The sequence below is a fragment of the Furfurilactobacillus siliginis genome (assembly GCF_001437435.1).
GTDB classification, from domain to species: domain Bacteria; phylum Bacillota; class Bacilli; order Lactobacillales; family Lactobacillaceae; genus Furfurilactobacillus; species Furfurilactobacillus siliginis.
Genome location: NZ_JQCB01000003.1, coordinates 54,373 through 69,367 on the forward strand (window position 1 = coordinate 54,373; position 14,995 = coordinate 69,367).

The window sequence follows — 14,995 nt, forward strand, 5'->3', positions numbered from 1 at the left end:
TAGTGAGCTCACTGTTACCCTGTTTTTTCGGAGACACTAGCCAACGACCAAAGACTGGTTTTTGGTTAAGAACCGTTAGATTATGCAGCGCACCTTGCGAAAAGTTGGTCAGCGGGCATTGATTGCGATAAAATTAGGACATTCAAAGAAAAGGTATTCATGATTGCGAGGTTAGTAACTGTGGCACGACAAAAATGGACGAAATCGACCACTGACCGATGGTTAGGTGGTGTGTTTGGCGGATTGGGTACGTATTTACACATTAACGCAACGATTCTTCGGGTTGCGTACCTTGTATTGGCGGTGGTTTTGCCACCACATGGGCTGATTACATTATTGGCAGTGATCTTATATGCGGTTTTATTGTGGACCTTACCTAGTGATCACCAGGGTAGTGATGCCGGTACGTTTAATATGTTCGGTGATTTATTCAGTGGACAGAACCGACCAACGAGACAGCAGCGTAAAGAAATTCATGCTGAAGAACGCGATATTCATAAAAATAAATGAAGTTAGGTGACAAGATGAAATTTTGGCAACGAATTATCGTCAATGCGCTGTTATTTATGGCCATTGCCGGATTTTTTAGAAATAGTTTTCACGTTTCAAGTGTTTGGTATGCGTTAGTCGCTAGTTTGGTGTTGGCTATTTTAAATGCCGCGATTAAACCAGTGCTTGTGATATTTTCATTACCGATTACTTTTTTGACCTTGGGACTGTTTTCAATCGTAATTAATGCAGTGATGTTGGAGCTTACGAGCTTCTTTGTGGGTGCGCAAAACTTTCAAATTGCAAACTTCGGAATGGCCATGTTAGCGGCAATCATTATGTCGTTATGTAATGCGGTTATTTCCGGTTACTTTAACGCAGAATAGGGGATGAATAATTGTGGCAGACAGTGTAACGGTTCGCGAATTAGTTGAAAATACACGTTTGACCGTTTATTACGGTGATGAGTATCTTGATGACCGCCGGATTACGACACCAGACATTTCACGACCAGGGCTTGAAATGACCGGTTATTTCAATTATTATCCGCCAGAAAGAATTCAGTTGCTGGGGATTACCGAAACGTCATTTTCCAAGAAGATGAGTCATGAAGAACTGTTGATGATTATGCGCAAAATGGCAGATCCTAAGACACCATGTTTTGTTGTATCGACCGGGATTGAGCCACCAGCAGAACTGATCACGGCAGCAACAGAACAGCATATTCCGGTGTTAGGTTCTAAGCAAACATCTTCACGAATTTTATCAAACATGTCGATTTACTTGAGTGGTGTGCTTGCACAACGGCAGTCGATTCATGGTGTGTTGGTTGATATTTATGGCCTGGGGGTTTTAATTACAGGGGATTCTGGTGTCGGTAAATCAGAAACAGCCCTTGAATTAATTCGTCGGGGACACCGGTTAATCGCTGATGACCGGGTAGATGTTTATCAGGAAGATGAGCAAACACTGGTTGGCGAGGCACCGAAAATCTTAAATCATCTGATGGAAATTCGGGGAATTGGGATTATTGATGTGATGAATCTATTTGGTGCGGGTGCTGTGCGTAGCCAAGCGAAGATTCAACTGATCGTACATTTGCAGAACTGGACGCCAGATGTGCAGTTTGATCGCCTAGGGAATGCTGCTGATCAGCGACAAATTTTTGATGTGCAAGTACCAATGATTTCGATTCCGGTTAAAACTGGGCGGAACTTAGCCATCATCATTGAATCGGCGGCGATGAACTTCCGGGCACGGTCAATGGGGTATGATGCAACCAAGACCTTTGATGATAATTTAAATAACTTAATTCAAGAAAACTCACAACGCGATGAAGCAGCCAATGGCGATTTACCAGCAAGTGATGTTAAAAAGGACTAGTTAATGATGGAAAGCTTACTGGGGGCGCTGAACCCCATTGCCATTCATTTGGGACCACTAGAGGTTCACTGGTATGGCGTTATCATCACAACTGCTGTATTCATTGCCTTATGGTTATCATTACGTGAAGCACGGCGGCGCGGTCTTGATCCTGATGATTTATACGATTTCTTGTTATGGGCGCTGCCGGTTGCATTGATTTCGGCGCGATTGTACTACGTTGCGTTTCAGTGGGATTATTATCAGCAGCATCTAAATCAAATCATCGCCATTTGGGACGGCGGTATCGCAATCTATGGTTCGTTGATTGGTGCAATAATTGTGGTCATTTTATTTACCCGGCAACGGCATATTCCGACATTTTTATTTTTAGATGTGCTTGCGCCGACAGTGATTATGGCGCAAGGAATTGGCCGCTGGGGCAATTTCATGAATCAGGAAGCCTTTGGTAAAATCACCACGCTGACGCGCCTTGAAAGTTTGCATCTGCCAGCGTTTATTATTACGCAAATGAATATTGATGGCGCCTATCGAACCCCAACCTTTTTATATGAATCAATCTGGGATTTATTGGGATTTGTGCTTTTGATGACGACACGACACATTAGCGGGTTATACCGACAAGGTGAAGTATTCTTTATGTATGTTGCGTGGTATGCGTTTGGCCGTTTCTTTGTTGAAGGAATGCGGACTGACAGTTTAATGCTCGGACCTGCTCGTGTGTCGCAGTGGTTATCGGTAATCCTGTTTATCGGCGCATGGGGTTGGTTGTTGTGGCGCCGAAATCGTAGTAACGTGCCGACGTACTTGACTGGAATGAAACCAACGACGAAAAAAGTTGAGGATAAGTAAATGACGACAAAAATTGCAGTATTGGGTGCTGGATCATGGGGCAGTGTGCTGGCCAATTTACTGACTGAAAATGGTCATGAAGTGACGCTGTGGTCACACAAGGCAAGTCAAGTTGCTGAGATGAATGAGCATCATACAAACACAGCATATATGCATGATTTTGAGTATGAACATAACTTAAACGTGACTGACGATATGAAAGTAGCGCTAACTGGCGCGGAAGTTGTGCTGTTCGTGGTGCCAACCAAGGCGATTCGTGAAGTGAGCGCGCAAGCCGCTAAAATTTTAGTTGCCAATCAACAGCAGGTGACCGTTGTTCATGCGACTAAGGGGCTAGAGCAAGATACTTACAAGCGTGTGTCGGAAATGTTAGCGGAAGAAATTCCTGCTGCGAATCGCGATGGCATCGTCGTATTGTCTGGACCTAGTCACGCCGAAGACGTTGCTAAGAAGGACTTAACGTTAATTACAGCGGCGGCTGAAAATGAGGATGTGGCTAGAAAAATTCAAAAACTCTTTATGAATCCATATTTTAGGGTTTATACTAATACAGATGTAATCGGTGCTGAGTTTGGTGCAGCGTTAAAGAATATCATCGCAATTGGTGCCGGCGCTTTGCATGGTTTAGGCTATGGTGATAACGCCAAAGCAGCCTTGATCACCCGTGGCTTGGCGGAAATTAGTCGCCTGGGTCAGTCGTTTGGGGCTAATCCAATCACGTTTATCGGTTTATCCGGTGTGGGTGATTTGGTCGTGACCGCAACTAGTGTTAATTCACGCAATTGGCGGGCGGGAAACGAATTAGGCCAAGGAAAATCACTTTCAGAAGTGATCGACACCATGGGGATGGTTATTGAAGGGGTCGCTACTACCAAGGCCGCCCATGAATTGGCCGCACAGCGACATGTTGAGATGCCGATTACTGATGCAATCTATGATGTTCTGTATAATGGCGCGGAAGTTCGTTCCGTTATCACTGGACTCATGCAACGTGAAGGCCGGCCAGAATAGGTCTGTGCCACGATTTATATAGTGACCAATAAGGTCGTAAAACGAAAGGATTTTTGTTCTCATGAAGAAAGTTAGAAAAGCCATTATTCCGGCAGCGGGATTTGGGACACGGTTCTTGCCAGAAACGAAGGCCATTGCCAAGGAAATGTTACCAATCGTTGATAAACCAACGATTCAATTCATTGTCGAGGAGGCCCACAAAGCTGGTATCGAACAGGTTTGTGTCGTAACAGGACGGGGCAAGCGGTCTATTGAAGATCACTTTGACTCAGCACCTGAATTGGAAGCTAACTTGGCTAGCAAGGGCAAAGATGCCATGTTGCGCGCTACGCAAAGCAGCAATGACAGCAATTTATACTTCATTCGCCAATCACACATGCGTGGTCTAGGGGATGCTGTTTTAACTGCCAAGGATTTCATTGGCGACGAACCCTTCGTTGTTTTGTTGGGTGATGACTTGATGGAAGACAAAGTGCCTTTGACCAAGCAATTGATCAATCGGTACGAAGAAACCGGTGAATCAACCTTAGCTGTAATGCGTGTACCACACGAGGAAACTAATAAATATGGTGTTATCAATCCAGTGAAGGAAGTTAAGGATGGCTTGTATGAAGTTAAAAAATTCGTTGAAAAGCCCAAACCTGAAGATGCGCCTTCTGATTTAGCAATCATTGGTCGTTACTTACTAACACCAGAAATCTTCGAAGCTTTGGAACAAACACCAACTGGTAAGGGCGACGAACTACAGTTGACTGATGCCATTGACCTGCTGAACAAAAAACAGCATGTGTACGCTCATGAATTCAAGGGCGACCGTTATGATGTTGGTTACAAGTTTGGGTTGATCAAGACGAACATCGAATTTGGTTTACGGCACCCAGATGTTAAGGATGACTTACGTGATTACGTTTTAGACTTAGCTGAACAAATTAAAGCAAACAAAAAATAGTTTATAAGACGAGTTTGGGATACGTTTTCGTCGTTGAAACTTAGAAAATAGCAATGGGTCTGTGGACATGATTTGTTATGTCCACAGGCCCATTTTATAATTGTAATCAAAATGTTTGTGTTACTTACAAAAAGATAGTAGACTCTGTTCATTGATATGGGTGATTGAAAACAGTCACTAGAGAAAGGAAGTTGCACATGACTAAGCAGTATGATGTCATTATTATCGGTGCGGGCCCTGGCGGCATGACCGCAGCACTTTACGCATCGCGGGCCAACCTCTCCGTATTGCTATTAGACCGGGGAATTTACGGCGGACAGATGAATAATACGGCTGCCATTGAGAATTATCCTGGGTTTAAGTCAATTCAGGGACCGGATCTTGCCAGCAACATGTATGAAGGCGCGACGCAATTTGGTGCTGAATACGGCTACGGAGCTGTTGAAAAAGTTGTTGATAATGGTGCAACTAAGACAGTTAAAACTGACACGGATGAGTATGAAGCCAAGACAGTTGTATTAGGGACGGGATCTCAATACAAAAAGCTAGGTGTGCCTGGTGAAACCGAATTTTCAGGACGCGGTGTGTCTTACTGTGCCGTTTGTGATGGCGCATTCTTCCGTGGTAAGCATGTTGTCGTCGTTGGTGGTGGTGATAGCGCAATTGAAGAGGGAATTTACCTGACACAGTTAGCTGACAAAGTGACGGTTATCCATCGTCGTGATCAGTTACGCGCGCAAAAAGTTGCCCAGGATCGTGCTTTTGCGAATGAAAAGATGGACTTTATTTGGAATACCGAAGTGACTGAAATCGTTGGTGACGACATGAAGGTAACCGGTGTAAAGCTACTTGATCGTGAAACAGGCGCAACTAGTGAGCTAGCAACTGATGGCGTCTTTATCTATGTCGGTAATCTACCAATGACAGAACCATTTGGTGACTTGGGTGTCACGAATGATGCAGGTTGGATTCCAACTGATGATCATATGCGAACAGCTGTACCAGGCATTTTTGCCATCGGGGATGTTCGTGAAAAGGACTTACGGCAAATTACAACTGCTGTTGGTGAAGGTGGCATTGCCGGTCAACAAGTCTTTCAATACTTGGAAGATTTAAAGGCCACAGCGTCAGTTAAATAGCGAATTAAATTATCGGGTTCGTAGATATTTGGGGTAATTCCCAATTATCTGCGGACCTGTTTTGTTACCCTTAAACGAAAATCCCAGAGCCGGCACTAGTGCGGTATAATAAAGCATTGAGAGAAAAATATATCAAAAATGGAGAGATTATCGTGGACTGGAAAGATACATATCAAACATGGGCAGACTTTGCCGATTTAGAAACCAACCTAAAAGATGAATTAACAGATTTAAAGGGCAATGATGAAGAATTGGAAGATGCTTTCTATCAACCAATGAGCTTTGGAACTGCTGGGATGCGTGGTGTTATGGGACCGGGAATTAACCGGATGAACATTTACACTGTGCGGCAAGCAACTGAAGGTTTAGCGACTTACATGGATTCACTTGGTGAAGCAGCTAAGCAACGTGGTGTAGCAATCAGCTTTGATTCACGGCATCACTCAACTGAGTTTGCCCATGAAGCTGCAAAAGTTTTGGGGCAACACGGCATTAAGAGTTTTGTGTTCGATGGCTTACGGCCAACGCCCGAACTATCATTCACAGTGCGTCACTTGCACACCTTTGCAGGTATTATGATCACCGCTAGTCATAACCCTAAGCAGTTTAATGGGTACAAAATCTACGGTGAAGATGGGGCCCAAATGCCACCTAAGGACTCTGATCTGATTACGAGTTATATCCGCAAGGTGACCGACTTATTTAGCATTGCCACTGCTGACGAAGCAACTTTGCAAAATAATGGTTTGGAAACAATCATCGGTGACGATGTTGATACAGCCTACTTGGAAAATGTTGCGACTGTCACAGTTGATCATGACTTGGCTGCCGAAGAGGGCAAGGATATGACCTTTGTCTTCACGCCATTGCACGGTACTGGTCGGATGCCTGGTGAACGTGCACTGCGTAACGCCGGTTTCACGAATTTCGTGACTGTACCAGAACAGGCTGAGGCCGATGGTGATTTTCCAACGGTTGCCTTCCCCAACCCTGAATTTGCGGAAGCGTTCGATCTTGCTATTAAGTTAGGTAAGGAAAAGCATGCCGATGTGTTGATTGCCACAGATCCAGATGCTGATCGTTTGGGAACTGCGGTGCGGTTACCCAATGGTGAGTATCAATTATTAACAGGGAACCAAATCGCTGCATTGATGTTGCATTACTTGTTAGAAGCCAACAAGAACGCAGGCACACTACCTGCCAATGCTGTCGCTGTTAAATCAATCGTTTCGACTGAATTTGCGACGAAGATTGCTGAAAGCTATCACGTTGGTATGATCAACGTGTTGACTGGGTTCAAATTTATTGCCGAACAAATTCAAAACTTTGAGGACACGGGTAGTCATACCTTCATGTTTGGTTTTGAAGAAAGTTACGGTTACTTGATCAAGCCATTCGTTCGTGACAAGGATGCCATTCAAGCATTGACGTTGTTAGCAGAAATCGCCGCCTATTATCGTAAGCAAGGCAAGACGTTGTATGATGGGTTGGAAGGCTTGTATGCAGAATACGGTTACTTCCGTGAGCAAACGTTGCAGCAGACTTATGAAGGTGTCGAAGGTCCTAAGAAGATTGAAGCCATTTTGGATAAATTCCGTGAAAATGCGCCAAAGGAATATGCCGGCTTTGATGTTGTTGCGACTGATGATATTGCAAAGGGGACGAAGACCTTTGTCGATGGTCGTGTCGAACAATTAGATTTACCAAAGGCTGAAGTATTGAAATACTGGTTGGCTGATGGCACATGGATTGCGGTACGCCCTTCTGGTACGGAACCTAAAATCAAGTGCTACATTGGCACGAACGGTGCAACACTGGCTGAAGCTAACACTAAGTTGCAAGACTTTGCGGATGCCATTAATGCCTTCGTAAAATAAAGTAGCGAGTTAAATTAGCGTTTGGGACATAAGTCATCTTGTCCCCAACGCTATTTTTGATTTATGAACTTAAATAGGGAAGGCGTGGGACAAAAGTCAAGTCACTGTGCAGAGGATGAACAACCTACCAGATTGAAGGCCAATCCGGTAGGTTGTTTTAGGTTTTGCTCGCGACTTCCCGACTTTTGTAACATTCTTACTTTTTTGCATGTGCCTGGACTTAAAACGTGCGAAAGTATGTTCGGTATGCTATCATGAAAACGCTAAGTAGACGGGTTTAAAGACAGGGTGCAGGTCACCTTGAGAACAGGATTGAAGGGAGTACATTAGCTGATGATTGAACGTCAAGAAGACCGTAAATTCGATTTGGTTTCAAAGTATCAACCAACCGGGGATCAACCAGGTGCCATTAACGCCCTGACTGACGGACTAGAAGCCGGTAAGAAGGCGCAGATTCTAATGGGCGCAACTGGTACTGGGAAGACGTTTACCATCAGTAACGTCATTGCGAACGTTAACAAACCAACGTTGGTGTTATCCCATAACAAGACGCTGGCGGGACAGTTATACGGTGAGTTTAAAGAATTCTTCCCCAATAATGCGGTCGAGTACTTTGTCTCATACTATGATTACTATCAACCAGAAGCCTATGTACCGTCTTCTGATACTTACATTGAAAAGGACTCGTCCATCAATGATGAAATTGATAAACTACGTAATGCGGCGACTAGTTCGTTGCTTGAACGTAATGACACCATCGTGGTGGCCTCTGTTTCTTCCATCTTTGGATTGGGTGACCCACATCAATATAAGGATCACGTGATTTCCCTGCGCATTGGACAAACTATCGAACGAAACGATTTCATGCGTAAGTTAGTCGATATTCAATTTGAACGAAATGACATCGATTTTCAGCGTGGGCGTTTTCGTGTTCACGGGGATGTTGTGGAAGTGTTCCCAGCCTCAGAAGATCAACATGCACTACGCATTGAATTTTTCGGCGATGAAGTGGATCGGATGCGCGAAGTGGACGCATTAACCGGTGAAGTTATAGGTGATCGTGATCATGTTACCATCTTTCCAGCAACTCACTTTATGACGAACGACGACATTATGGATCAAGCAATTGGGACAATTGGCACCGAGCTGGAAGACCGGCTTAAAGTGTTGAATGATCAAGGTAAACTGTTGGAGGCGCAACGCTTACAGCAACGGACTACCTATGACATGGAAATGATGCGTGAAATGGGTTATACGAGTGGGATTGAAAACTACTCACGGCATATGGATGGTCGCAAACCAGGCGAGCCACCATTTACGCTATTGGACTTCTTTCCTAAAGATTTTCTACTGGTTGTGGATGAAAGTCACGTTACGATGCCGCAGGTGCGCGGTATGTATAAGGGTGACCGCTCACGAAAGCAAATGTTGGTAGATTATGGGTTCCGTTTGCCAAGTGCACTGGATAATCGGCCACTAAAAATTAACGAATTTGAAAAGCATATTAACCAAGTCGTCTATATGTCAGCAACACCCGGCGACTATGAGCATGAACAGACAGACACAGTTGTTCAACAGATTATTCGACCAACTGGTTTACTGGATCCAACAATTGAAGTACGACCAATCATGGGACAAATTGACGATTTGGTTGGCGAAATCAATAAACGGATTGAGCAACATGAGCGTACGTTTATCACGACCATGACTAAGAAAATGGCCGAGGATTTAACGGACTATTTAAAGGATTTAGGCATTCGTGTGCGTTATCTACACAGTGATATTAAAACTTTAGAACGAACACAAATTATTCGTGATTTGCGACTAGGTAAGTTTGATGTGTTGGTGGGAATCAACTTACTGCGGGAAGGAATTGATGTGCCTGAAGTATCCTTAGTCGCAATTTTAGATGCGGATAAAGAAGGCTTTCTGCGTAACGAACGGTCCTTGATCCAAACGATTGGTCGGGCTGCCCGAAACTCTAATGGGGCGGTGATTATGTACGCTGATTCAATTACAGGATCGATGCAAGCGGCGATTGATGAAACCAAACGTCGACGTGAGATTCAGGAAAAATATAATGAAGACCATCACATTACGCCAACAACAATCGTCAAACCAATTCGTGATAACATCACGATCACGGCACCAACTGGTCCAGGACAAAAAGAATCAACCCTTAGTGAAGATGACTTTGAGAACCTTTCAAAGGCAGATCAGGATGCAATGTTGGCAGGCTTGAAGAAACAGATGCAAGAGGCGGCTAAGAAGCTGGACTTTGAAGAGGCTGCTAGCTTGCGTGATACGATTATGGAACTAACGGCCCAACAATAAAAAAGGTGGCTAACGAAACAAGTATGGCAAACGATAAGATTGTTATTCATGGCGCGCGGGCGCATAACTTAAAAAATATTGATGTCACCATTCCCCGTGACAAATTGGTTGTTATCACCGGCCTATCAGGTTCTGGGAAGAGTTCATTGGCTTTTGATACGCTATATGCTGAGGGTCAACGACGCTATGTTGAAAGTTTATCAGCATATGCACGACAATTTTTAGGGCAGATGGACAAGCCAGATGTTGATTCAATTGATGGGTTAAGTCCTGCTATTTCGATCGATCAAAAAACGACTAGTAAAAACCCTCGTTCAACAGTCGGAACCGTCACAGAAATTAATGACTACCTACGTTTACTGTGGGCACGGGTTGGTACACCAATTTGTCCAAATGATGGGACTGTGATTACCAGCCAATCAGTTGAACAGATGGTTAATCAAGTATTAGCGTTACCTGAACGGACACGATTACAGATTTTGTCGCCGATTGTTCGTCGTAAAAAGGGACAGCATGCGAAGGTCTTTGAAAAGATCAAACGCGAAGGTTTTGTACGGGTTCAAGTTGATGGTGAAACATACGATTTGGATGATGTGCCAGAATTAGATAAAAATAAGTATCACAGCGTTAACATTGTGATTGACCGTGTGGTAGTACGTGCCGATGGTGATAGTCGGAGTCGTTTATTTGATTCCTTTGAAGCCGCTTTACGATTAAGTGATGGCTACGCAACTGCTGATATCATCGATGGTGATCCATTACAATTCTCAGAACACTACGCTTGTCCGGTTTGTGGATTCACTGTGGGTGAATTGGAACCACGCCTGTTTTCCTTTAACGCGCCTTTAGGTGCCTGCCCTGACTGTGAAGGACTAGGTGTGAAGCTTGAAGTTGATGAAGATTTAGTTGTTCCTGATAAGAGTAAAACCTTGCGTGAAGGGGCATTAGAACCCTGGAACCCAATTAGCTCCATGTATTATCCAAGCATGCTAGAACAGTTTGCTGAGCAAAATAACATTGATATGGATGTGCCGTTCAGCAAATTGCCAAAGAAACAGCGTGACCAAGTATTGTACGGCTCAACGAAACAGTTCCATTTTCATTACGAAAACGACTTTGGCGGAATTCGTGATGTGGACGCTGATTTTGAAGGTGTTATTAACAACATTTCTCGGCGTTATAAAGATACTAATTCTGAATTTACACGCGATCAAATGCGTCAATATATGACTGAATTAACGTGTCAGACATGTCATGGTTACCGCTTAAACCGTCAGGCACTGGCTGTTAAAATCAATGGCCAACACATTGGTGAACTATCTGCCATGGCTATTAGCGACGAGTTACCATTCTTCAATTCATTGGAGCTTGGCGAACAAAACAAGGTCATCGCAGAACCAATTATTAAAGAAATCAAGGATCGTTTGACTTTCCTCGAAAACGTCGGTTTGAATTACCTGACATTGAGTCGTTCAGCAAGAACTCTTTCAGGGGGTGAAGCCCAACGAATTCGGTTAGCAACCCAAATTGGCTCTAACCTATCCGGTGTCTTGTATATTTTGGATGAACCTTCTATTGGACTGCATCAGCGAGACAATGATCGCTTGATCAGTTCTTTGAAGAAGATGCGTGATTTGGGGAATACTTTGATCGTGGTTGAACACGACGAGGATACCATGCGCGCCGCTGATTATTTGATTGATATTGGTCCAGGTGCTGGTGAAAACGGTGGTGAAGTGATGGCCGCTGGAACGCCTAAACAAGTGGAACGGAGTACGAAGTCACTGACAGGTAAATACCTATCTGGTAAAGACTTTATTCCTGTCCCAACAGCGCGTCGTACAGGTAATGGCAAAGCGATTGTCTTGAAAGGTGCTTCTGAAAACAATCTACAAGGTATTGACGTGCGCTTCCCACTGGGTGAAATGACGGTTGTAACTGGTGTTTCAGGATCTGGGAAATCAACATTAGTTAATTCCGTTTTGAAAAAGGTACTGGCGCAGAAGCTGAATCATAATTCAGAAAAGCCTGGGAAATATAAGAGCATCGCCGGGGTTAACAATATCGAAAAGATTGTTGATATTGACCAATCACCCATTGGACGGACACCACGTTCAAACCCAGCTACGTACACCGGTGTTTTTGATGATATTCGTGACTTATTTGCTCAGACAAATGAAGCTAAATTACGTGGTTATCAAAAAGGACGGTTCTCATTCAATACCAAGGGCGGACGTTGTGAAGCTTGTCATGGGGATGGCATCCTGAAGATTGAAATGAATTTCTTGCCAGATGTTTATGTGCCTTGTGAAGTTTGCCATGGTTCACGTTACAATTCTGAAACTCTAGAAGTGACCTACAAAGGCAAAAACATCGCTGATGTACTCAACATGACGGTTTCAGAGGCATTAGATTTCTTCGCAGCTATTCCAAAGATCACACGGAAACTGCAGACAATTGTTGATGTTGGCTTGGGCTATGTGCACATGGGACAGTCTGCAACGACGCTGTCTGGTGGTGAAGCACAACGGATGAAGCTGGCTTCTGAACTACACAAGAAAGCCAATGGGCGAAATTTCTATATTTTGGATGAACCGACTACTGGTTTGCACACCGCTGATATCAAGCGATTGATGGGTGTCCTAGAACGATTGGTCGATAATGGCAACACTGTGTTGATCATCGAACATAATCTAGATGTGATCAAAACTGCGGATCATTTGATTGACCTAGGGCCAGAAGGTGGTACTGGCGGTGGAACGATTATTGCCACGGGAACGCCGGAAGAATTAGCGCAAGTCAAAGATAGCTATACTGGTCAGTACCTCGCACCTGTATTGGAACGAGATGTAAAGCGGACACAGGCAGCTAAGTAATTTTAGCTAAGGAACTTAATACATGTAGGGAGTGTTTGGGACATGAGTCATCTTGTCCCAAACACTCTTTTTTTGACTTTATGCGTTTAAATAGTTAAAACGTGGTCCAAAAGTCAAACAGCTGTGCAGACTACGAGCCGCCTACCCGGTTTTAGACCAGCCCGTACGGCAGTTCTAGGTCTTGCTCTCAACTTCCTGACTTTTGTCTCACTCTGTTTTTATAATGGCTCGGCAGATTGCAGACAATGTATATCACGGTGTCATTGTTGCGGGAAAATGATTCTGCTAAAATTAAGGGTATTATTCGTTATTGGTATCTTTCAGCAAGAGAGGAACGACATCGTGGAAGAAACACAATTAAACCGATCTTTAGGATTTTGGTCAGCTTTGGCCTTAGTTATCGGAACTGTTATTGGATCAGGCATCTTTTTTAAACAAGCATCTGTTTTACAAATGACTGGCTCAACAAACTTAGCACTAATGGCCTGGTTACTTGGTGGTATTATCACGCTAGCGGATGGCCTAACATTGTCTGAAATTGGCGCACAGATTCCACACACGGGTGGACTGTATCATTACATGACCCATATTTATGGTGAATTTTGGGGATTTTTATCGGGTTGGATGCAAATTATCGTCTACGCACCGGCTATTGTTGGCTCCATTGCAGGCTATCTGGGCTTGTTAGTCACTAATTTCTTTGGCTTAGGCGCGGGTTGGAAAGCACCCATTGCAATTGGGACAATCACCTTAATTGCCTTACTAAATATGTTGGCAAATCGATACGGTGCAGCCTTTGCGATTGTGACAACGATTTGTAAACTGTTGCCAATTGCTGCCATTATTATTTTCGGTCTTTTCTTTGGGCATGAACAAGCACTAGGTGCAACCGTTGCCGGAATTCATCAAAGCGTTGGTAATTTTGGTGTGGCGGTGCTTGGAACAATCTTTGCGTATGATGGTTGGATTCTGATTACCAACTTAGGTGGCGAAATTAAACGACCGGAAAAGTTATTACCATTAGCAATTATCTTGGGCATTTTGCTCATCATTATTTTATATGTCGGCGTGACGTTTGGCATTTTTCGGTCGCTGAGTGCTAACCGTATCAACGCGCTAGGACAAAATGCAACTGCCTATTTTGCACTGAACGCCTTTGGACCGCTAGGCGGTCGGCTTGTAAATATCGGAATTATGATTTCGATTATTGGTGCGCTAAATGGGAAGATCATGACATTTCCGCGAATTTATTATGCGATGGCTGCGAAGAAACAATTACCATTTTCCAAACAGTTAGGGCATTTGAATCGGCACACACAAACACCCGTTGTGGCGACCTTAACACTACTGGTTTTGACAAGTATCATGATTCTAGTCGTTGATACAGATAGACTTTCTGAACTTTGTATCTTTGTGATGTACAGTTTCTATATTGCTGCCTTTATTGGTGTCTTTGTCTTGCGTCGTCGAAATGGGGGCAAACCAACTGGGTTTAGCATTCCGTTGTATCCCTTCGTACCCATCGTAGCAATTATCGGAACAGGTTTTGTGGTGGTGAGTGAGCTATTCTTTGATTTCACTGGCACGGCCATTTCTATTATCTTTATTGCACTGGGTATTCCACTGTATTACTGGTTGAAGCACCACTACCGTAATGACGGGTCTGTGACTAAGCTTTAAGTGTGGTGGGGTGTCTCCGAAAAAACAGGGTAACAGTGAGCTCACTGTTACCCTGTTTTGTCGGAGAGTGTCGCTCGCCTTGCGAGCGGCACAACCCGTTAGTATCAAAGTAAAAGGACACACTAAACTCAAACAGCCGTCGTCTCAGTTCACACTAGTAGTGTGCTGAAACGACGGCTATTTGAGTTTGCAGTTAACTGTTACTTGGAGTGAACGTTGGCCGCTGCAGTCACAGTGGCGGCGAGTTTACTTCAATGTTTACTGCACTTGTGTCTTTGTCCGCAAAGCGGGCAAAGCACTCTCCGAAGCACCAGGTCATTAGCAACGAAGACCAGATGTCGTGCCGTTAGCGAAGGCTGCGCAAGGATTGCGCGAAGCCGAAGCGGTAAGGCGCTACATCTGGTC

General features: G+C 44.1%; 11 protein-coding genes. All 11 read left to right on the forward strand.

Annotated features, from left to right (window positions below; translation table 11 throughout):
* Nucleotides 1–180 precede the first annotated feature (180 nt).
* The 11 genes from IV55_RS02925 to IV55_RS02975 all read left to right on the forward strand — a co-directional run bounded on the left by IV55_RS02925 (nucleotide 181) and on the right by IV55_RS02975 (nucleotide 14,590).
* Nucleotides 181–510, forward strand: a complete 330-nt coding sequence (locus tag IV55_RS02925; protein WP_057809200.1) for a PspC domain-containing protein — start codon at nucleotides 181–183, stop codon at nucleotides 508–510.
* A 14-nt stretch (nucleotides 511–524) separates the two neighbouring features.
* Nucleotides 525–875: a phage holin family protein gene (locus IV55_RS02930; protein WP_057809478.1), complete on the forward strand. Its 351-nt coding sequence runs from the start codon at nucleotides 525–527 to the stop codon at nucleotides 873–875.
* Between the two features lie 13 nt (nucleotides 876–888).
* Nucleotides 889–1,872: an HPr(Ser) kinase/phosphatase gene (hprK, locus tag IV55_RS02935; protein WP_146993643.1), complete on the forward strand. Its 984-nt coding sequence runs from the start codon at nucleotides 889–891 to the stop codon at nucleotides 1,870–1,872.
* 6 nt (nucleotides 1,873–1,878) lie between these two features.
* Entirely contained in the window at nucleotides 1,879–2,724 is an 846-nt protein-coding gene (gene lgt, locus IV55_RS02940) for a prolipoprotein diacylglyceryl transferase (RefSeq protein WP_057809204.1), read from the forward strand.
* Complete coding sequence (locus IV55_RS02945; RefSeq protein WP_057809206.1) at nucleotides 2,725–3,735, forward strand: NAD(P)H-dependent glycerol-3-phosphate dehydrogenase; 1,011 nt, start codon at nucleotides 2,725–2,727, stop codon at nucleotides 3,733–3,735.
* Nucleotides 3,736–3,796: 61 nt separating this feature from the next.
* Complete coding sequence (gene galU / locus IV55_RS02950; RefSeq protein ID WP_057809207.1) at nucleotides 3,797–4,684, forward strand: UTP--glucose-1-phosphate uridylyltransferase GalU; 888 nt, start codon at nucleotides 3,797–3,799, stop codon at nucleotides 4,682–4,684.
* Between the two features lie 197 nt (nucleotides 4,685–4,881).
* Nucleotides 4,882–5,823, forward strand: coding sequence for a thioredoxin-disulfide reductase (trxB, locus tag IV55_RS02955; protein ID WP_057809209.1), 942 nt, complete (start codon nucleotides 4,882–4,884; stop codon nucleotides 5,821–5,823).
* A 152-nt stretch (nucleotides 5,824–5,975) separates the two neighbouring features.
* The gene (locus IV55_RS02960; RefSeq protein WP_057809211.1) at nucleotides 5,976–7,700 is read left to right on the forward strand and encodes a phospho-sugar mutase; all 1,725 of its coding nucleotides are present in this window, start codon (nucleotides 5,976–5,978) and stop codon (nucleotides 7,698–7,700) included.
* Between the two features lie 333 nt (nucleotides 7,701–8,033).
* Nucleotides 8,034–10,034 (forward strand): excinuclease ABC subunit UvrB, encoded by a 2,001-nt coding sequence (gene uvrB, locus IV55_RS02965; protein ID WP_057809213.1) that lies wholly within the window; start codon nucleotides 8,034–8,036, stop codon nucleotides 10,032–10,034.
* Between the two features lie 23 nt (nucleotides 10,035–10,057).
* Entirely contained in the window at nucleotides 10,058–12,910 is a 2,853-nt protein-coding gene (gene uvrA / locus IV55_RS02970; RefSeq protein WP_057809215.1) for an excinuclease ABC subunit UvrA, read from the forward strand.
* A gap of 342 nt (nucleotides 12,911–13,252) precedes the next feature.
* On the forward strand, nucleotides 13,253–14,590 hold the full coding sequence (locus IV55_RS02975) for an APC family permease (protein WP_057809216.1): 1,338 nt from the start codon (nucleotides 13,253–13,255) through the stop codon (nucleotides 14,588–14,590).
* The last annotated feature ends 405 nt before the right edge of the window (nucleotides 14,591–14,995 follow it).